18 protein-coding genes are annotated in these 19,465 nt (G+C 46.8%); 10 read left to right on the plus strand and 8 right to left on the minus strand.

Going from position 1 to position 19,465, the window contains the following annotated elements; all coding sequences use genetic code 11:
- The first annotated feature begins 272 nt into the window (after nt 1-272).
- A complete protein-coding gene (locus FN782_RS00345) occupies nt 273-740 on the plus strand; it encodes an acyl-CoA thioesterase (protein WP_142503788.1) in 468 nt (155 codons plus the stop codon).
- Between the two features lie 188 nt (nt 741-928).
- Here the strand turns inward: FN782_RS00345 and FN782_RS00350 are convergent, their stop codons facing one another.
- On the minus strand, nt 929-1,651 hold the full coding sequence (locus FN782_RS00350; protein ID WP_142503789.1) for an acyltransferase: 723 nt from the start codon (nt 1,649-1,651) through the stop codon (nt 929-931).
- The gene (locus FN782_RS00355) at nt 1,635-2,768 is read right to left on the minus strand and encodes a DegT/DnrJ/EryC1/StrS family aminotransferase (protein WP_142503790.1); all 1,134 of its coding nucleotides are present in this window, start codon (nt 2,766-2,768) and stop codon (nt 1,635-1,637) included. The genes FN782_RS00350 and FN782_RS00355 overlap by 17 nt, the downstream gene beginning before the upstream one ends.
- Before the next feature lie 60 nt (nt 2,769-2,828).
- Between FN782_RS00355 and FN782_RS00360 the strand changes: the two genes are divergently transcribed.
- From FN782_RS00360 to FN782_RS00395, 8 genes are all read left to right on the plus strand, one after another.
- A complete protein-coding gene (locus tag FN782_RS00360) occupies nt 2,829-3,809 on the plus strand; it encodes a Gfo/Idh/MocA family protein (protein WP_185955941.1) in 981 nt (326 codons plus the stop codon).
- A gap of 10 nt (nt 3,810-3,819) precedes the next feature.
- Nucleotides 3,820-5,415 (plus strand): CgeB family protein, encoded by a 1,596-nt coding sequence (locus FN782_RS00365; protein WP_185955942.1) that lies wholly within the window; start codon nt 3,820-3,822, stop codon nt 5,413-5,415.
- A gap of 173 nt (nt 5,416-5,588) precedes the next feature.
- Nucleotides 5,589-5,891, plus strand: coding sequence for a DUF2642 domain-containing protein (locus FN782_RS00370; protein ID WP_185955943.1), 303 nt, complete (start codon nt 5,589-5,591; stop codon nt 5,889-5,891).
- Between the two features lie 14 nt (nt 5,892-5,905).
- Nucleotides 5,906-6,103 (plus strand): LSm family protein, encoded by a 198-nt coding sequence (locus tag FN782_RS00375; protein WP_142503794.1) that lies wholly within the window; start codon nt 5,906-5,908, stop codon nt 6,101-6,103.
- Nucleotides 6,104-6,123: 20 nt separating this feature from the next.
- Nucleotides 6,124-7,044, plus strand: coding sequence for an NAD-dependent epimerase/dehydratase family protein (locus FN782_RS00380; protein WP_142503795.1), 921 nt, complete (start codon nt 6,124-6,126; stop codon nt 7,042-7,044).
- A 33-nt stretch (nt 7,045-7,077) separates the two neighbouring features.
- Entirely contained in the window at nt 7,078-8,235 is a 1,158-nt protein-coding gene (locus tag FN782_RS00385) for an NAD-dependent epimerase/dehydratase family protein (RefSeq protein WP_142503796.1), read from the plus strand.
- Between the two features lie 24 nt (nt 8,236-8,259).
- A complete protein-coding gene (locus FN782_RS00390; protein WP_142503797.1) occupies nt 8,260-9,816 on the plus strand; it encodes a glycosyltransferase family protein in 1,557 nt (518 codons plus the stop codon).
- Nucleotides 9,817-9,909: 93 nt separating this feature from the next.
- The gene (locus tag FN782_RS00395; protein WP_142503798.1) at nt 9,910-10,257 is read left to right on the plus strand and encodes a c-type cytochrome; all 348 of its coding nucleotides are present in this window, start codon (nt 9,910-9,912) and stop codon (nt 10,255-10,257) included.
- 49 nt (nt 10,258-10,306) lie between these two features.
- Here the strand turns inward: FN782_RS00395 and FN782_RS00400 are convergent, their stop codons facing one another.
- Nucleotides 10,307-11,734, minus strand: coding sequence for an alanine/glycine:cation symporter family protein (locus FN782_RS00400; protein ID WP_142503799.1), 1,428 nt, complete (start codon nt 11,732-11,734; stop codon nt 10,307-10,309).
- A gap of 316 nt (nt 11,735-12,050) precedes the next feature.
- On the opposite strand from FN782_RS00400, the gene FN782_RS00405 reads away from it, so the two are divergent.
- Nucleotides 12,051-13,448, plus strand: a complete 1,398-nt coding sequence (locus FN782_RS00405; protein WP_142503800.1) for a SpoVR family protein — start codon at nt 12,051-12,053, stop codon at nt 13,446-13,448.
- Between the two features lie 209 nt (nt 13,449-13,657).
- On the opposite strand, the gene FN782_RS00410 is transcribed toward FN782_RS00405, so the two are convergent.
- From FN782_RS00410 to FN782_RS00430, 5 genes are read right to left on the minus strand one after another with little or no spacing between them, the layout of a single operon-like run.
- Nucleotides 13,658-14,131 carry a GNAT family N-acetyltransferase gene (locus FN782_RS00410; RefSeq protein WP_142503801.1) on the minus strand — a complete coding sequence of 158 codons (474 nt, stop codon included), beginning with the start codon at nt 14,129-14,131 and terminating at the stop codon, nt 13,658-13,660.
- A gap of 7 nt (nt 14,132-14,138) precedes the next feature.
- Nucleotides 14,139-15,464 carry a YheC/YheD family endospore coat-associated protein gene (locus tag FN782_RS00415; protein WP_142503802.1) on the minus strand — a complete coding sequence of 442 codons (1,326 nt, stop codon included), beginning with the start codon at nt 15,462-15,464 and terminating at the stop codon, nt 14,139-14,141.
- Between the two features lie 16 nt (nt 15,465-15,480).
- A complete protein-coding gene (locus FN782_RS00420; protein ID WP_142503803.1) occupies nt 15,481-16,857 on the minus strand; it encodes a YheC/YheD family endospore coat-associated protein in 1,377 nt (458 codons plus the stop codon).
- On the minus strand, nt 16,854-17,972 hold the full coding sequence (locus FN782_RS00425) for a YheC/YheD family endospore coat-associated protein (protein ID WP_142503804.1): 1,119 nt from the start codon (nt 17,970-17,972) through the stop codon (nt 16,854-16,856). Before FN782_RS00425 ends, FN782_RS00420 begins: the two co-directional genes overlap by 4 nt.
- The gene (locus FN782_RS00430) at nt 17,969-19,399 is read right to left on the minus strand and encodes a YheC/YheD family endospore coat-associated protein (protein WP_142503805.1); all 1,431 of its coding nucleotides are present in this window, start codon (nt 19,397-19,399) and stop codon (nt 17,969-17,971) included. Before FN782_RS00430 ends, FN782_RS00425 begins: the two co-directional genes overlap by 4 nt.
- Nucleotides 19,400-19,465 lie beyond the last annotated feature (66 nt).

The following is a 19,465-nucleotide window of genomic DNA, read 5'->3' on the forward strand; positions in this document are numbered from 1 at the left end:
TCATTGTATCAAATGAAAGGTGAATCGGTGTCAGCCGTTTTTATAAAAACAAAAAATAGCCCATTCAACCTACATGGTTGGCTGGGCTGATGGGGATTGGGTGTACTACTGTACGCTATTAAGGGTACCTTATTTGGTAGGAGATTTCATCCGGTAATTGATACCAATGGCGGATGAGATTCGTCGTTGAGTTGTCATCCCATAGGACAAAGGTTACAATGCACTTTGGACGCAATCATCGATTTTTGTCACAATGGAACAGGAGGCATACAATGAAACCGGTACCTGTAAAGCAATCCCGAACCATTCGAACTTCCCTGGTATTACCGCCGGATACCAATCATCATGGAACCATTTTTGGCGGAAAAGTGATGGCATATATTGATGAAGTGGCTGCGATTGCATCCATGCGCCATTCCAGAAGTCCGGTTGTAACAGCTTCCATCGACTCGGTGGACTTTCTTTCACCGGTAAAAGAAGGGGATATCATCAATGTGGAGGCGTTTGTTACCTGGACAGGGCGAACATCGATGGAGGTTTATGTCAAGGTGATGTCCGAAAAAGGACCGGGTGGAGAAAAGCAATTGACCGCCACATCGTTTGTTACGATGGTAGCCATTGATAAAGATGGTCGACCGATTCCCGTCCCGCCGGTATTGCCAGAAACAGAGGAAGAGAAAGAGCTGAATCGGACAGCTGTTGAACGGCAGAGACAGCGGAAACAAAGAAAAGCAAAATAAGTGGACAGAAAAAACCGGGTGATACACTCGGTTTTTGCAATATTAAAATCTGATTTTTTCAAAAATTATTTTTATTAAGGGTAAAAAAAGCGGAGATAAAATTGATGAGGATCTCCTCTCCGCTTTTTTTATTCGTTTTCCGTCGGTACCTATACGGAATCATTCTGGTTTACATATTGTATGACAAACTATGACTTTTTGGGAGATAGCCATTGTTCTTTTGGAACCGGACGAAACGGTTTCGCCGGCACTCCTTTAACGATCATTTTGCTGGTGACATCATGGGTGACTACACTGCCAGCCGCAGCAAATCCTTCTTCATGAATGGTAATGCCGGGAAGAATGACCGCACCTGCCCCGATTCGTCCGCCTTTTTTGACACGAACGCCCTGAAAGGAAACGGGGTGAGGGGATCGGGCGGCAAAAGGGTCATTTGATGTCACTACACAAGGAGCGATGAAAACATCATCACCAATGTCTGAAAAAGCTGTGATATAAACATTGGTTTCAATTTTTACCCGACTACCGATCCGGGTATCATTTTCCACTGCCGCGCCCCGGCCAATGACCGTCTCTTCTCCGATTTCCACCCGCTCCCGTATGGTGGATAAGTCTGCAACCAGACCGTTTTTTCCAATGATCGCTCCCCGATACAGGATACATCCACTGCCAATCTGTGTTCCTTCTTTGATGGTTGTGGGTGACTCAATGTTCTTTCGAATGGGTTGTTTTCCCAATACCGTATGATCTCCGATTTCCACCTGACCTTCAATGTGAACCCCCTCATGAATCACCACATGGGAACCGATTTTCACATGATCGCCAATAGTCACACGGGGACCAATGACGGAAAAACAGCCAATTTCCAATTCATTTCCCAGTTTTGCCTGGGGATCAATATATGGTTGCATGGTGGCTTTCCCCTTTATCAAAGAATCGGGTAACGGCTTGGATCACGGTTTCTTGTTCAGATTCCGTCATTTCCGGAAAAAGAGGGAGTGCCAATGTGGTATTGGCGACCGATTCCGCTTGAGGAAGATCTGGGACTGGGTATTGGTCGGTCCACGCTTTCTGGTGATGCAAGGGGAGTGGATAATAGATTCCACACCCGATTCCCGATTGGGTTAGCCAATTGTTTAATGCCTCGGCCTGTGAGGTGCGAACAATATACAGATGATAGACTGACTCTGCTTCAGAAGGAATCCACTGCGGTTTTAACGGAAGTTTTTGAAACGCTTGATTGTATCGTTGAGCCAGTGTTCGCCGTTTTTGATTCCACGAAGGGAGATATTGGTTTTTTACACGGAGAATGGCTGCCTGGATCTCATCTAAACGGCTGTTATAAGCAAATCGACAGTGATGATACTTTTTATAGCTTCCATGGGAACGGAGCAACCGGATTTCTTCCATAAGCTCTGGGTCCGAAGTGACAATCATTCCGCCATCACCGCTTCCGCCCAAATTCTTGGTGGGATAAAAAGAAAAACATCCTGTATCTCCCCAAGATCCCACACCTTTCCCGGCAAACCGGGCACCAATCGCTTGACAGGCATCCTCCACCATCTTCAGTTGGTATTGTTGGGCAATGGAACGCAAAGCAGTCAGATCTGCCGGACATCCAAAGAGATGAACCGGGAGAATCGCTTTCGTGTTGTCTGTAATCGACTGTTCTACCTGATTCGGGTCCAGATTGTATGTTTGGGGATCGATGTCCACCAATACCGGTTGGGCTCCGGTTTGAATGATGGCCTCCACGGTTGCAAAAAACGTGTAAGGAGATGTGATCACTTCGTCTCCTTTGCCGATCCCCAGTGCTCTAAGAGAAAGAAATAACGCATCCGTTCCGCTGTTTACGGCTACTGCATAAGAGGTACCACACGTTTTGGCGATTTCTGATTCCAGCGCCTCCACATGTTCACCAAGAACAAATCGACTGCTTTCCAAAACGTGATCCACTGCTTTTGCAATATCCTTCTTTAATGTTTGGTGTTGTCTCCGTATATCCATTAACGGAATCAACTTCGTCATCCTCCTTTCCTTAACAGCCTATGTAAGTCAGCAGAAATGGAGAATATAGGAGGTAAGAAAATGAAAGGGACAAATGTTCAGGTTTCTTTGATCGGAAGCGGGTTTATGGGAGAGAATCATCTTCGACATCTGATTGCATTTCCGGATGTGACAGTGGTTGGTGTGTATGATCGTCTTGCTTCCCAAGCAGAAAGGATTGCACAAAAGTATGGAGTTCCTGCTGCCCCTGAGTTGGAACCATTGTTAAAGAAATCGGATGCCGTTGTCGTTTGTGTTCCTACCACGGCCCATTACGAGGTGGTATCCCATGCCATTCAATGCGGATGCCATGTTTTTGTTGAAAAGCCTTTTATGCATACGCTGAAAGAAGCGGAAGCGATTGATCAATTGGCGAAAACCCATCAAATACAGGTACAGGTGGGGCATGTGGAGCGGTTTCATCCTGTGGTTCGGAAGCTTTTGGAATCGGTTCGGATGGACCGGTTGGTGATGGCGGAATTTTATCGATATGTTCCCTTGAAGAAAAATCTGGATGTGGATGTTTTGCTTGCCTTAATGGTACATGACCTTGATTTGATGCTGGCATGTTCCTCCCGGATGCATGCCCGGCCGCAAAAAATCCTGGGGTCTGGAATGGTGGTACACCCTGAAGAGATGAACCGCGGACTGGCGGATCATGGACTGATTCAAGTGCAGTTTGATCGACCGTTTACAGCGGTGATTCACGCTGTCCGAACGGGGGCGCTTAAAAAGCGGGAGATCATTCTGACAGAAACCGACCAGACATGGGTAGCTGACCTTTTAGATCAGCAGTTGCATCAATATACCCGGAAAGGATTGTATTCCGATGAAGTGGAGCATCGGACCGTGGATATTTTGCCGAAAAACCCTCTTCAAGAAGAGATGCGTCATTTTATTGATATTGTGAAAGTCAATCAAAAACCTGAAGTTCCTTTGCAGGATGGTTGGGAAGTGATGAAAATGATTGAACAGATCCGTTCTGTTTGGAATCTTCAATCCATTCATGATAATAAACATTAGGGGGAGTCTTATGAAATGGTATTATTTGGAAAAAATACCCCATTATATCGAGACCCTTCCTTCAGGCTTCCGGGAAAATAAGATTCCCTTGACGCTTCCCAAATGGAATCTTACCCCTAGCGGATTGGCGGAACATTTCAAGCGTTCACAGCCGGATATTGTTTTGACCAGCGGTTGGACTCCCTTTCTGCGTGAACCCTATTTTAAGGTGGTTCGGCAGTACTGTCAGGATAAAAACCGTCTTCATATCTACTGGTCGACGGAAGATCCAATCCATACAGAGACCTGGGGAACGTATGTAATGGAGGTTGGAAAACCGGACCTGGTGTTTACCCATGCGTTGAATGCGCCAATGATGTATCGGCAAATGGGGATTCCAACGTACTATCTTCCATTTGCCTGCAATCCCAAAATTCACCGAACGATACCGCTTCGACCGAAGCTTCAATCCGATATTGCGCTGGTTGCCAACTTCTCCATGGTAACCATGGAAAGTTGGCGTATTCACAGTTTACGGATTCTTTTGGAGCCTTTATTGAAGGAAGGTCGTTCCGTCACCATCTGGGGAAAGGGATGGAAGGAAGAAAAGAAGCAGCTTCCCTTTCGTATTCCGGATGAATCGATTCGGGGACCGTTAAATTATCATCATGTGGCTTATGTTTATGCTTCTTCCAAAATCATTTTGGGAATCCAAAACCACCAGCAACTGTTGACGCGAAGAACATGGGAGTCGCTTGGAACGGGTGGATTTCTGCTCACCAACCATACTTCAGCCATCCTCCGGCATTTCACTCCCGGTGTACATCTGGTGACCAGTAAAAGTCCGGAAGAAACCCGGACATTGGTCAATCAGTACTTGAAAATGGAAAGCCGGCGAAGAACAATTGCCAAGCAAGGGCAAAGGGAAGTTCATCAACACCATACCTATGCCCATCGGGTAAGAGAGATGAAGAAAATCGCCTCCGAGGTTTTGGAGACAAAAAGAAAAGGGAAGACTTCGTTTCTTTTGCCTTCATTGCTAAAACGGGAAATTCGTCCCGTGCAGGCAGTTACCTTCCCCCAAACGCCCAGGGTGCAGGGATCTTATTTGAAAGTGGAACGGACGGAATCCTCCGATTGCAAGGTTTTTCTGTGGTTTCCGCTGCATGAAGAGGGACATCCCAATCTGGATGTCGATTCCGCTGAATTAAAACTGTTTGTTGCCAATCGCCCGAAAGGAAATCTCCGTCTGCAATGTGCTCCCATTCTCTCATCTCGGAATCGGGAAAGCGTACAAACGCCAAGAATCTCAAAAGAGTCGTCTCAGGAAGTCCCGATTCCGGTCCCCGCCAATGAAAGGGATTCATATCGAAAACAGATGACTACGTTGATGCTCACTTCTGTGATAAGGGATTGGATTCAAAGGAAGCGTTCAGAGATCGGTCTTTGTCTGTTCATTTATCCCGAAGACCGGGGTATGGTCCAACTCTTGGGAACAGAAAAGCCTCACGGCCATCCCTTGTCCGGATTGGTACACTACCGAAGGTTTATGCCCCGACTGGAGATCGTCTATCGGAAAAAGAGAAACATAGACCAACCCGCTGTTTGGAACGGGTTCAAGGAATAAATCGAAGACATGACCCATTCAAGCCCTGGATACAGTGGCTTGTTTTTATTTTTGGATAGATTTGTAGGCCATCAATGCTTTTGCTCTTTTCTTCACTTTCACCCATACCACATCCGATCGACTCACATATTCTATGAATCAATGGAATTCCAATGAAAGGTAGGTTGAATAATGTGAGAGCAAAATTTTTCTTCTGGTGTAAGAAGTTGTTACTGGATCTGCTGTGCCGTGTACGTGAGCTGGAAAGGCAAATGGCCGAAGTACAGGAACGGCTGGAGCTGACCCGTGCCGGTGATTTTGCGCGTTTACAGGAGCTCTTCCAGAGTCTCTTAAACAATGTTGTCACCATCTTTACCCCTTTTGGAGATGTGACGGGAGAAGTTACCAATGTTGGTGAGGATTTCGTGGAGCTGGAATCAGGTGGAGATATCATCCTGGTTCCATATGCAAATATCACATTTGTTAATCCAGCGTAAGGAGGAATGAAAAAATGCGAATAGGGGAACGACTTCAGGATTTTATTGGTCAAACCATACAGGTTTTTACGGCAGACGGAATGATTGAAGGACAGTTGACGTCGGCAACAGATCTCTCTATCACCATCGTGGCACCTCTTCCACCGGGATATGGACCCCCGACAACGATTGTGATTATCATTCAGACGATTTTTTATATTCGTATCCCTTAAACGAAGAAGGTGATGAAGCAATGATCTTGGTAACGGGTGCGGCAGGATATATGGGGTCAGCTCTGGTTCACGCTTTATCCCGCAAAAAGAAACCCGTCCGTGCTGTAGATAACTTTACAACTGGAACTCTTCGGAAGGTGAATGACTCTCCGGTATGGGAAAAAGACTTCACATCGTTGACAGATGTAAAAGAGATGGTTCAGGGAGTTACCACCATTGTTCATCTGGGAGCGATCAGCGATATCACCCAATGCCAAAATCATCCCAAAGAGGCGTTGTTGACCAATGTCTTGTCAGTCAAATATTTGATTGATGAGGGTGTAAACGCAGGGGTTCAAAAGATCATCTTTCCATCCTCATTTGCCGTCTATGATCCGGACAGCACGACGATTACAGAAGAGACAACCATTCAGCCACAAAACTACTATGGACAGATGAAATGGTGGGCGGAAGAACTTCTGAAGGCAGAACAGAGAAAAGGAACGCTTGACACCATCATTTTCCGCCAGTCCAATATATGCGGGAAAGGACTGGTTTCCAAACGTACGGTTTTGGAAGCATTCTGCCGGTCCCTGTTGGAAAACCGGGAGATCCGTATTCATGGCTCCGGAAAGCAAGTGCGCAACTTTATCCACTTGGAGGATGCGATTGAAGCATATCTTCAGGCGATTGATACACCGGTTACAGGGGTCTGGAATCTGGCAGGGGAAGAGACGTATTCGATTCGGCAGTTGGCTCAGCTGGTCAATCAAGTCGGAGAAGAAAGGCTAGGCCGAACGGTGCGGGTGATTACGGATCCAAACGCACAAACAGGACATGAGCGGGAACCGCAGGATATCACATGTGATCTTCATCGATTAAAAGAATTGTTGAATCACCGTCCCATGTGGACTGTAAAAGAAACCATTCATCAACTGCTCAATCAAAAGCAGACTCGTTAAACCGTGGATATTGATGCAAGGAGGATAAGAAGTATGATACTGGTAACAGGAGCGGATGGCTATGTCGGGTGGCCGTTAATGTTAAAACTGTCTAAAACCTATCCCAATGAACGGATTGTCGGAGTGGATCACTTTGGTCGTCGCAAATGGGTGGAAGAAATCGGGAGTGTCAGTGCGATTCCGATTGCTTCCATGGAGAAACGGCTGGAATCAGCCCGGAAACATGGGATGAACAACCTTTCATTTGTGAAAGAGGATCTAACAAACTATGAAAAAGTTTGTCAGATATTGCAAACCTTCAGGCCTCGGGTGATCTTGCATACCGCGGCCCAACCTGCGGCTCCCTATTCCCATGTTCATGCACCGTTGGCAAATTTCACACAGGAAAACAACAATCGCATGTGCCGAAACCTGCTGTGGGCAATCAGAGAGCTGGGAATGGAGGAGGATACACATCTGGTAGAGACCACCACCACAGGGGTCTATGGGGCTCCCAATTTTCCGATTCCGGAAGGTTATATCGAAGTGAAAACCGATCAGGGAATGGATCTCCTTCCGTATCCGGGGTTGGCGACTTCATGGTATCACATGAGTAAAATGCACGATATCAATAACCTTTCCCTAGCATCCCGGTTATGGGAACTAACGGTCACAGATGTTCGTACAGCGATTGTATTTGGTACAGGTACGAAAGAAACCCGCTTGGACCCGGACCTGGCAACCCGCTTTGACTTTGACTTTTACTTTGGAGTGGTAGCCAATCGCTTTTGTGCACAGGCATTGGCGGGACACCCCATCACCCTTTATGGAAAAGGGGAGCAGAGAAAACCGATGATTTCACTGGAAGATGCGGTACGTTCCTTGGTGAAGGCAGTCGAACTCCCCCGGCATAAGACCATGAAGGTGTATAATCAGATGACCGTTTTGGCCAGTCCCAAAGAACTGGCGGAGGCGATTCAGAAAGCGACTGGCAACCAGGGGATTCAGACGGAAGTGACGCATTTGCCCAATCCGAGAAAGGAAAATGAAACCCATCAGATGGAGATGAAAAATGAAGGGTTTTTACAGGATTTGTTACCCGATGGTGCTTCGCTCCCCCTACAAGACGAAATGGAGGAAATGATCCGGGACTTAAAGCCCTATCAATCGGTCTTTGTTCATTACCGGGATCGGTTTATGCAAGTGGAGTAGAAAGCAAAACAGGAGGGAGTCACATTGAAATGGGCTTACTTGGAAAAACTCCCCGCCTATGTTGAAACGATTCCTTCCGGATTTGAGGCGAACGGAATTCCATTGATACTTCCCAAATCGGATCTCTCTCCCAAAGCATGGGTTCAGCATTTAAAGGAGCACCAACCGGATGTCATATTAACCAGTGGCTGGAGTCCGTTTCATCAGGATGATTATTTAAATGCGATTCGGCAATATTGTCATGAGACTGGCAGTCTTCATGTATTCTGGTCCTTTGAAGACCCCCTTCACACAGATATTTGGGGAATGTATATGGTTGAGACAGGACGGCCGGATGTCGTATTTACCCATGCACTGGGTGCTTCCGCAACCTATCGGGAAACAGGTGTTCCTGCCTACTATCTCCCTTTTGCCTGTAACCCCCGCATCCATCGAAGCGATGAGTACTGGATGGATTATCAATCGGATATTGCATTGGTAGCCAACTTCTCCAATAGCACGATGGATTGTGACAGAATCAACAGCCTCCGTCTGTTGTTGGAGCCTGTAATCAAACAGGGGTATCCATTATCCATCTGGGGTGAGGGATGGGAAGAAGGAAGACGATATCTTCCCTTCTCCCTTCCCAAACAGGTGATCCGGGGAGCGATACCGTACCGGGATGTTCCCAAGGTGTATGCATCCGCCAAGGTGGTGCTGGGCATCCAGAATGATTCCTGTATATTAAGCCGCCGGACCTGGGAGTGTATGGGGAGCGGGGGGTTTCTGTTGGCTCCCCATACACCGGCGGTTTTGCACCATTTTCAGCCCGGAACCCACCTGGTCACCACACAGAGTCCGGAAGAAACCGCAAGATTGGTGCGGCACTATCTAAGCCATCCCCAAGAACGGAAAAGAATCGCCAAGAACGGACAAACAAATGTATACCAACAACACACTTACCGTCATCGTATTCAAACCATGAATAAGATTGTTACGGAGATGCTGGATTCCAAGCGAAAAGGAAAACGTGTCTATTCCCTTTCGTCCCGTTTGAAGCAGGAGATCCGTCCTTATCAAATTGATTCCACACACTCACACAAGATATCATGGTTGGAGATCAGTCGGAAAACGGCTTCCAGGCTACAATCTCAGGCTTGCCTTTGGTTTGATTTAATGGATGAAAATGCCTCCGCCTTGGAGTTGGTATCGGCGAAACTAAATCTTTATCTGCTGTCCAAACCCGAAGGAAATCCGCGTCTTCGGTACGAAATCATACAACCGGATCAGGAATCAGAACGAGTGGTATCAGTTCATGAAAAAGAGATCGCATTTTCTCTTGATTCCCGCTATCCTTACCATCGGTATTGGGTTTCCCTTTCCTTAACGGAGGAAATCCGTGAATGGAAGCGAAATGGTGACCGATTTCTGGGAGTCCGTCTGAGTGTTCATCCACAGGATGTCGGAGCGATTCGAATCATGGGCAAAGAACGACCCCGTGTGCCCCCACTGTCGAATTTGGATCACTATCGACGATTCATTCCCCGGTTAGAGATCATCTATGAAGGGAAATCAGGACCTTGGCATCCATTTCGGCAGTAACCCACCCATTGCCTGTTCTTCACATAATTTTCAGAAGGACACGTGCTGGTGGGTGCTTTTTTTTTGCATCATAGAAGTGAAGGAGGGAGATAGGTGAATCGATCGGGTTGGAAAGGTGTGGTTTTGACTTCGGTTGTTGCGATAACAGTCGTTGGTTGTTCCCAAGGTTCACAGACGGACTCCTCGCAAGGGGAAAGCAATGAAACGATAACAGTGGATGCAGCGAAAGCGGAAGCGAGTTACCAGAGCAATTGTATGGGGTGTCACGGTCAGGATTTGGAAGGGGCTCAGGGACCCAGCTTGCAGAAAGTGGGCAGTAAGTACTCCGCCAAAAAGATTGAGACGATTATTCAAGGCGGGATTGGCTCCATGCCTGCCCAAGTATCCCTTGATCCAAAAGAGCGGAAAAACCTGGCCGGCTGGTTGGCAGAAAAAAAGTAGCGACGATAAAAGCGCTCCCGTTTATAGGAGCGCTTTTTGTTTAATGGCGTCAAGCCTGGGCCTGTTTGTTTTTGTTTTCCGATTCATCTGTATCCCAACATTCTACATTTTTCAAATGGGGAATGTTGGTTACATGAAAGACCGGATCTTTTCCTTCTTTTTTCTGTCGCAGATAATCTTTGAGAGCGGCGAAGGCGATGGGTCCTAAAAGGGCAATGGCAATCAGGTTTAACAAAGCCATGGAACCCATGAATACATCTGCCAGGCTCCATACAATATTGATTTTGGTTACAGCGCCAAAAATAATCATCCCAAGAACAGCTAGGCGGTATGCGGTGAGCCAACCTTTATGGGTGTTGATAAACTCGATATTGGTTTCTCCATAATAGTAGTTTCCAATCAAGGAACTAAAAGCAAACAGCAAAATGGCGACAGCCACAAATACACCGGCCCATGACCCCACTTGCGTTGCCAATGCATCTTGGGTGAGTTGGATTCCGTCACTAGAAGAAGCATGCTGCCCGGATAAGAGGATAATAAATGCAGTGCTGCTACAAATAATCAGGGTGTCGGTGAAAACACCAAGCGTTTGAATCAACCCCTGTTTTACCGGATGACTGACATTTGCTGTAGCGGCAGCATTGGGGGCGCTTCCCATCCCGGCTTCATTGGAAAAAAGACCGCGTTTAATTCCTTCGCTTAACGCGACACCAATTCCGCCGCCTGCTACTTCTTTTAGACCAAACGCACTGTTAAAGATGAGAGCCAAAACATCAGGGATTTGAGAGAAGTTTTTCACAAGAATATAAAAGGCCAACAGGATATACAGAACAGCCATAATGGGAACAATGACTTGGGCCGTTTGGGCAATCCGTTTCACACCCCCAAAGATGATAACAGCTACAACGGCGGCTAGAATCAGTCCCATCATCATCCGATCCATACCGAAGGGTTCATAAGCCAGGGCGATGGTATTCGCTTGTACCGAGTTAAATACCAATCCAAAGCAAAGCGTAATCAAAATGGAGAAAAGAACCCCCATCCAACGTTTGTTTAACGCTTTTTCCATATAATAGGCCGGACCGCCACGGAAGGTATCTCCATCTTTCACCTTATAGATCTGGGCCAATGTACTTTCCACAAATCCAGAGGCGGCTCCCAACAGGGCGATGAGCCACATCCAAAAGACAGCACCCGGTCCGCCGACGGAGATGGCAAAGGCGACCCCTGCCAGGTTTCCCGTTCCTACGCGTGATGCCAAGCTGATGCAGAACGCCTGAAAGGAAGAAACCCCTTTTTTATCGGTTTTGGTTTCTGCTTTTCCTCCCAGGAGACGAACCATTTCCCCGATCAACCGAAACTGGACGAAACGGCTTCGGATGGTAAACCATAGTCCAAGCCCGATCAAAAGGTAGATTAGGAGGTAGTCCCAGAGAATACTATTGATCTGACCGATAAGTCCTTCCAACACAGTCATAAGGTCACCTCGCAACAATTAAATTTTTTTGAATTGAATGGAATCAGGTGGAGAATATATCAAAAAATACGATTCCATAGCCATACAACTTCCATATTACTATAAAAGCCGAGTTTATTCGAAGTCAAAATACACCAAATGTTATAGCTGAAACCGGATAAAAACCGACAAAGCCATGGTTTCAACCGTTTCCGGAAGTTAACAGACCAACAGAAGCTTAGTGGAGGCCATTGAGTTGGCTCGTAACAGTAAATGAACAATTTTTACTCCTTGGAGAATATGCTTAAGAAGAAGGTCTGGGGAAGGAGAGAGCGAAATGAGCGATCCAACCAAAGGGCTGGAGTATGCCATTGCCGAGATTACGGAGATCGCCAAAGGGTTTGGATTGGATTTTTATCCAATGCGATACGAGATCTGTCCCGCTGATATTATATATACCTTTGGAGCTTACGGAATGCCAACCCGTTTTTCCCATTGGAGTTTTGGAAAAGCCTTTCATAAAATGAAGCTGCAATACGATTTCAATCTGAGCCGGATTTATGAACTGGTGATTAACTCCAATCCCTGTTACGCATTTTTGTTGGAAGGAAACAGTTTGATTCAAAACAAATTGATTGTTGCTCATGTGTTGGCTCATTGTGATTTCTTCAAGAACAATGCCCGATTTTCCCGGACTTCCAGGGATATGGTGGAGAGCATGGCTCTAAGTGCGGAACGAATCCGTCAGTATGAATTGAAATATGGAAAAGAGCGTGTGGAAAAGTTTCTGGACAGTGTGTTGGCTGTACAGGAACATGTAGATCCCAGTGTGATTCATCCAAAAGAACACAGGACAAAGAGATCGGAACAATCCCAAAATACGCCGTATGATGATCTTTGGAGGCTGGATCATGATAATGAACAGGGTATGTTGTCTTCACCCTGGCAGGAAACGCTTCCAAAAGAGCCAACCAAGGATTTGTTGCGATTTGTGATGGAGCACAACCGCGTCTTGGAGGATTGGCAACAGGATATCCTGACCATTTTACGGGAAGAGATGCTTTATTTTTGGCCGCAGATGGAGACGAAAATCATGAATGAAGGTTGGGCTTCCTATTGGCACATTCGAATCCTGAGGGAATTGGATCTTTCAGAAGCGGAATCCCTGGAATTTGCCAAGCTGAATGCTTCCGTGATTCAACCTTCATCTACCTCAATCAATCCTTATTATCTGGGATTGAAGATGTTTGAGGACATTGAACAACGCTGGAACCATCCCACACCAAAAGAGCAGGAGCAATACGGCAGGGAACCGGGAAAAGGAAGAGAAAAAATATTTGAAGTTCGGGAAATGGATATGGATACATCCTTTATCCGCAATTATTTGACGGAAGAATTGGTGGAAAGGCTGGATCTCTATGTCTTTGAACGGACAGGCAATGAGTGGACGGTAACAAGCAAACATTGGGAGAACGTACGGGATCAACTGATTGCCAGCCGGATCAACGGAGGACATCCGTATATTGTTGTGGAGGACGGGGATCACAAAAGAAATGGGGAACTCTATCTGAAACACCGGTATGAGGGGCTGGAACTGGATATCAAGTATATTGAAAAAACCTTGCCCCATGTCTATCATTTATGGGGGCGAACCGTCCATATTGAAACAATTATTCAGGATAAACCGGTGCAATTCTCCTATAATGGGAAAAAATGCGTGCGCAGGTTTTTATGAGTGAATCCGTTGTCCCCAGGGGAGGAGATTTTTCCAGTCCATTCTTTTTGCTGAGGGGTTTCTTCAAATGTTAAACCCCGCTATAGCGGGGTTGAGAATGCTGACAAAGTTAAGGGGAGGACCATTCACCTCTTTGCGGAGGTAAGAGCTGCGGGGACGGAAATTCCCCTCCCCCTACTTTGTCATGAACCTCAATCCGCCATAGCGGGTTATTCACGGTTTGACTCTTTAAACTCTTCCACATCCCAATTGCCGCCACCCAAGCAGAGTGTAGGTTTTCCAGTGGGTCCGGTAGTCAACTGAAATGCGACCAGCCCGGATTTAAAACAGAGCTTTAGGCTGGGAATATTGTCATAGGCGACACGGGTATAGACGCGATCCAGAGAATCCAGTGCACGTTGTAACAGAGATTCGCCCACGTTTCGCCGTCGGTAGCTGGGATGAACTACAATAAATGCCTCTTCCAGTCCATAGCGACCGAAAAGAATAAAACCGACCAGTTTCTTTTGATCCACTGCAACAGCCATCCACGTACCTTCCGAAATATTTTCCTTTGATAACTTTTTTATCCAATTCAAGGCCCGATGCGTGATCCGTCGATCACCATATCTGCGGGAGAAATGAAGAATATGGGGGCGCAGTCGTTGAAAGAGAGAAGGGGTGATGACAGAAATGCGAACCATAAATGAGTCACCCTCCCTTTCGTGTTCCAAAGACAAACCCGCTCAGGTAGAGAAAGTACTGAATCAATTTCTGAAGGGAGCGTTTTCGAATATTGGGTTCGTCAAACTTCATCGGTTTGGCGTTGGCTTCAAAAAACCAGAGACGACCACTTGCTTCCATTCCCAGGTCCAAAGACATTTCCCCCAGATTGTTTCCTTCTTCCCGTTCAATATGGGAAGCGATGGCTTGGGCCGTTTGCTCTATGTGTTTTCTCATCGCAGAATCATGTTTGGGAAAAGTGGATCTCAGAACGCTGGAAGTATTTGCAATGGAACCACCCATAGGTACATGGGTACTGATCGATTCCTTGCCGGCCACGCGGATTCCGATTCCGGTAGGGGTCCAACGTCCACTCCCATCCTTCTGCATCAGAACACGAAGATCAAAAGGACGTCCTTTGTACTGTGCCAGCGGAATCCCTTGTTGCAGGATATAGGATTTATCTTGGGTGAAAGAGGATAGTATGTTTCGGAGCGAGTCCGGATTTTTTGCCAAGTGATGAATTTTTCCTTGTTTGGATTGTAAAGTGACCTGGTATCCATCCTTCTCTCGGATGACCCGGATCATCCCCTGACCTGCTTTTCCATTGATCGGTTTAAGAAAGAACACGCGGTGGTTTTGGGTCATTGCCGTCAAGGGTTCTCCTGGGTCCCATCGCTTTGTGTCCGGAAGAAGGGATGCCAATTGGGGTGAGCGTTTCATCTGAAGAAATAAGGTCCATTTGTTGAAAAAAGATGGATTGAACAGATGAATTTCGGGCATGGACATGAAATAGGAAAGGGCGTTTTGCTCCCGTATTTGTTGTTCAAGCATCCGGTTGGGGATTCGGTTATATACTATATCAGGCATTGGTAGTGTAGCAGGAATCCAACGCTTTTTCGCATCACGTGTGGTCAAAAGAAATCCTTGGACGGTATCACTTTTCTGGTTTAATCCTTTTGGTGTCAACACGAAGACGGTTACCCCCAACCGACGTCCAGTTTGGATGATATCGGCGAAATTCGAAGGGTTCCCCCGGAAGAAGTTGCCACTGGGGGATGTTAGAATGGCGACAAAAGGACCCGCTTTATATTCTTTGTCGCGAATGGGCTTCAGCCGAACCGGCAATAGATAACCGCTTGGATGTTTGTAATCGGGCGGTTGGATGTGTACCCTTTTCCTCATCCGAGATCCAACGGTCATAGCCACAGTGGAAGAAGAGAAGGGGTTTGCTTTTTTGTATCGGGGGATGAATACCGCCTTGCCATCCGTTCCGTTGATGGCCAGCCAACCCGATTGGAGCAAAGAATTCAAATTTGTTACCCCCCTTCTAGAAGTTTGCAAGCCTTAAGCTGTATTGAACGATACAGTGGGCTGAGTGCTTTCTGGCTTCTGCTAATGATGGATGCTTAAAGATGTGTCGTCCGGGTTTGGAGTTGACTTCGAATAACCATACTTTTCCATTGCGGTCCACTCCGATATCCAAACCGAGCTCTCCCAACAGCCCTTCAACCTGACTTTCCAACGCAGAACAAATTCGTATGGATGCATTTTGAATGCGATTTTCCATTTCAGAGCTGTGACCGGGAAAGCTTTGTTCCAGCACTTCGGAAACGGATAAAAGGGAACCCCCGGTCCGTCCATGTGTGGTGACACTTCCAATCCCCGCGGCTTTGGCTCCGATTCCGACCACTTTCCATTTTCCGGAGTGGTCCTTATGCATATGAACGCGAAAGTCGACGGGGCGTTCTTGATACTTGACCAATCGTATTCCCTGTTGAACAAGGTAGTGAGGAAGACGTTTCATCTGTGGCCCAAAAACTTGACGCATCAGCATTTTAAGGGATTTATATCGTCGCAGAATGTTTCGCTCTCCGCTACGAAAGCGACAGTAATATTCCTGCTTTGGACTTTGCGTGATTCGAAAAATTCCAAGCCCAAGGCTTCCACCACTCGGTTTAAGGTATACCATCTTGTGTCGCTCCAGCATATCCTGCACGGTTTCCAATGATGGAGACAGGTGGGTTTCAGGAATACAGTCCGGTGTCATGGGGTGGTTGTAAAGCGCTTCATGAACTTTCCATTTGTTAAAGAATCCCTGATTGAACGTCGGAATATTTTCAATGGTTTCCAGCCGTTTTCTGCATTCCCGAACGAGGGTATTCGATTCCGCCTTGCGGTTGGGAATTCTTTCATACACCACATCGGGAAATGGGGCTGTCTTACGAATCCAACGGTAGTGTCCGGAAGAATCTTTTCGGTAAAACCATCCCCTGATCACCCGGTTGTTCCAGTCGACCATCTCCGGAGAAAAAACGTAAAAAAAGGGATGATCGACCCTGGATGCGAGCAGGAATTCCCGGAACAGAAAAGAGCGGGTCCGGTAGGGAGCGAGCGGAGAACCGGTGCAGCCTGTTGTCAGGATTGCCAGCACGGGTCCCAGACTTAACTGCCGGTTTTGATAAACCGCGCGAGTATTTCCGTAAAATGGGAGACTCAATTGGGTGGCAATAGACCGGGGAATACGGATTTCCCGGCTTTTTTTGCGATAGCCGATCACTTGTGTAATCAAACTTTTTCCACCAATACGCACTTTGATCGATTGCCCTTGTTTACATTTCCACTCCTTCATCAGGGGCAGAGAGAGCCAGATGGCTTGCTGTCTGCCGGAGGGTAAAGGCTGAATACGACAGATTATGGAGTTCATACAGACCCTCCTGTCAGACTTTGGAACAAGGAATGGGCATATTCGATCGGCAACCGAACGGACTGTACCCGAACATCCTGTTCACCGGTCTTGAGAAAGATGCTTCTGCCGGGTTTTGAATTGGCTTCTAGCAGCCAAACATGTCCGTTTCGGTCCACTCCTATATCCAGTCCCAGTTCCAACAGTCTTCCATGTTGACTTTCGATTTGTTTGGGGATGTTTAAAGAAAGAAAGCGAATGGATTTCAAGATTTTTGATACCTTGCCGGGAGGGTAATATTTTTTCAGAAATGGGATAGCTCTTTCGGCATGCCCTCCACCATGAAGATTGGAGGTTAAGGAACTGAAATGCCCTGTCCGGACGGCCATCCCTGTAGTAACCCAGCAACCTGATCGATCCTTTTGCACAAGAATTCGGATGTCGAAAGGGCGGCCATCCATTGTTGTCAGAGACAGATACGGCTGAATGATATATCTTGAATGTTGAGTAAATTGTTCCGCCCATCGACATAGCGTTTTTCTTGAATGCAAAAGAAGATGAAAACGCCGGTTGGCTTTGGAGCGTCCCCAAACCCGAAAGGAATCCCCTTCCGGGATGATTGCCGCTACCCCTCTTCCATGGCTCCCACCGTTTGGTTTGATAAGGATGGCAGCGTGTTTTTGCAGGGCTGTTAAAATGTCTGCAGATGATTGAAGTTTGATTGTGGGTGGAAGGTAGGGTCGAAGGGCCGGATTTTCCTGGATCATATGATGTGTATGAAGTTTTCCTCCAAGTGGGCGTCCTAGCAAATGTGTCTGTGAATCTTTGGATATTCGGGAGATGTAAGGTTTGTAAGCCGCATATTGTTCTGAAGTCAAATAATAACAACGATCATAGATCAGATGGGGGATAGGATGAGACTCCTTATGCCATCGCTTTCCTTTCGGATCATACCTCCAAGCGGAGACTTTTCTGGTCTTCCAATCCACATCCATGGGTGAAAAGGTGATGAGTTGTATTCCGAAGGGAACACCTGCTGCCGTCAATTCTTTGATGTATCCGGCTTCTTGAAAGGGGGGTGTTTTTTTACTGAGGTGGCAGGTAATCACCCCCAGTGTATAGACCGATGCACTCATCGCCTTTTCCTCCTGTTTCGGTTGGATCGGGATGTGTTCTTTTTGCTTTTTCCCGTTGGATTTCGGTTCCAACCTGTGATATATGTGACGTATTCAATCAAGCGGTTGACAGAGGGTCGTATGGCCCTTGAAGGGCTGGTTACAGTTTCGTCGGTTTTGGATGGCTTGGAGTTCAATTCGATCAACCATAAACGGCCGGTTTGATCCAAGACCAGATCCACACCCAGTTCAGCAAAATGGCCTTGGGACAGCGATTCGAAATGTTCGGCGATGGAAAGGGCTTGCTTTTGGATGTGCCGAAGGTTGGGTTTGTTGACAAGTTGCACAGACGACAGGATTTCACTTGCTTTGCGTAGGGTTCCGCCCCGCGCCAGGTTGGACACGATATTTCGATCATTGGCAATTCGCCCGACAGTAGAGGTAACCGACCATTTTCCCTGTCCGTTTTTTTGTACCAATACGCGAAAGTCAACGGGACGCCCTTCATACGTAATCAAATCCAATCCTCTCTGAATGATGTAACGGCTGGAAACCACTTTCCGTCGAAGTTGTCGAATCGCTTCTTTTGGCTTGGAGAAGATCCGGGTGACCGTTCTTGCAGCTTCTGAATATTGGATGACCCATTTTTTTTCAGAAATCATGACTCGGATAATCCCGTGGCCCAGACTTCCATTTGTCGGCTTCAGATAAACGGTTCGGTATTTTTTCAGCATATGGCGCAATATGGCTGGCTGGTATGGATGACTTTCCGGGAGAAGACGGCGCATCTGCTCATCTTTTACGAGAAGGTCATATACTTGCTGCTTGTTTAGAAACGTTTCGTTAAAAACCGGAATCTTACAGGTTTTTTTCAATTGTTCAAGTCGCTGTTGCAGATCCGGCTTCCGTTCGATCCGACGGGATGTGATCCGGTTATAGATTGCATCAGGCAGAGGGGACTCCGTTCTCCTCCATCGGTTTCCTTGATATTCCCACCCAGTGGTGGTGTTTTTGGCAGGGTTGAGATTTTCAGGAGAGAATACAACCATACAAATCCCTTTTGCCAGTGACGCTTGAGCACATTCTTCGAGAAAGCGGGCCATTAAACCGAATGGATGATGATCGTTTCCCTCTACAGATGTGTTCATCAGAATGCCCAGAAGGGGACCAAAACGAAGGCGCCGATTGGATGAATCATACCGGACATGAAGGGTTTTCTGGGTTTCCATTTTTAATTGGTGGGCCAGGCGAGAGCTGATTCGAATCAAAGGGGTATGGTTTCGAGTCCGATAAATATACGCGGTATCTGTTAAGGTCCCAAAGGTCACCCAAACGGGATGATCAGGAAGACGGAGCCGATTGGCAAGGGACTGACTGATAATCATATTGGTATGAGAAGGAAAACTGTGTTCAGGCAGAGGTTGAACGACAACTCTTACATGCCCCATGAGGATCCCCTTCCGCAAAAAGTGACTGATATAAGGTATGTAGGCATGTATTTTGCGGTGAATAAA

Source organism: Melghirimyces algeriensis (assembly GCF_900182565.1).
Classification (GTDB): Bacteria; Bacillota; Bacilli; order Thermoactinomycetales; family DSM-45169; genus Melghirimyces; species Melghirimyces algeriensis.

Coding starts and splice junctions, on each gene's coding strand:
- FN782_RS00430 (WP_142503805.1), bottom strand. CDS start 19,399: ATGGGGCATGTAAGAGTTGTCGTTCAACCTCTGCCTGAACACAGTTTT.
- FN782_RS00380 (WP_142503795.1), top strand. CDS start 6,124: ATGATCTTGGTAACGGGTGCGGCAGGATATATGGGGTCAGCTCTGGTT.
- FN782_RS00385 (WP_142503796.1), top strand. CDS start 7,078: ATGATACTGGTAACAGGAGCGGATGGCTATGTCGGGTGGCCGTTAATG.
- FN782_RS00375 (WP_142503794.1), top strand. CDS start 5,906: ATGCGAATAGGGGAACGACTTCAGGATTTTATTGGTCAAACCATACAG.
- FN782_RS00355 (WP_142503790.1), bottom strand. CDS start 2,768: ATGACGAAGTTGATTCCGTTAATGGATATACGGAGACAACACCAAACA.
- FN782_RS00405 (WP_142503800.1), top strand. CDS start 12,051: ATGAGCGATCCAACCAAAGGGCTGGAGTATGCCATTGCCGAGATTACG.
- FN782_RS00400 (WP_142503799.1), bottom strand. CDS start 11,734: ATGACTGTGTTGGAAGGACTTATCGGTCAGATCAATAGTATTCTCTGG.
- FN782_RS00365 (WP_185955942.1), top strand. CDS start 3,820: ATGAAATGGTATTATTTGGAAAAAATACCCCATTATATCGAGACCCTT.
- FN782_RS00360 (WP_185955941.1), top strand. CDS start 2,829: ATGAAAGGGACAAATGTTCAGGTTTCTTTGATCGGAAGCGGGTTTATG.
- FN782_RS00420 (WP_142503803.1), bottom strand. CDS start 16,857: ATGAACTCCATAATCTGTCGTATTCAGCCTTTACCCTCCGGCAGACAG.
- FN782_RS00350 (WP_142503789.1), bottom strand. CDS start 1,651: ATGCAACCATATATTGATCCCCAGGCAAAACTGGGAAATGAATTGGAA.
- FN782_RS00425 (WP_142503804.1), bottom strand. CDS start 17,972: ATGAGTGCATCGGTCTATACACTGGGGGTGATTACCTGCCACCTCAGT.
- FN782_RS00345 (WP_142503788.1), top strand. CDS start 273: ATGAAACCGGTACCTGTAAAGCAATCCCGAACCATTCGAACTTCCCTG.
- FN782_RS00410 (WP_142503801.1), bottom strand. CDS start 14,131: ATGGTTCGCATTTCTGTCATCACCCCTTCTCTCTTTCAACGACTGCGC.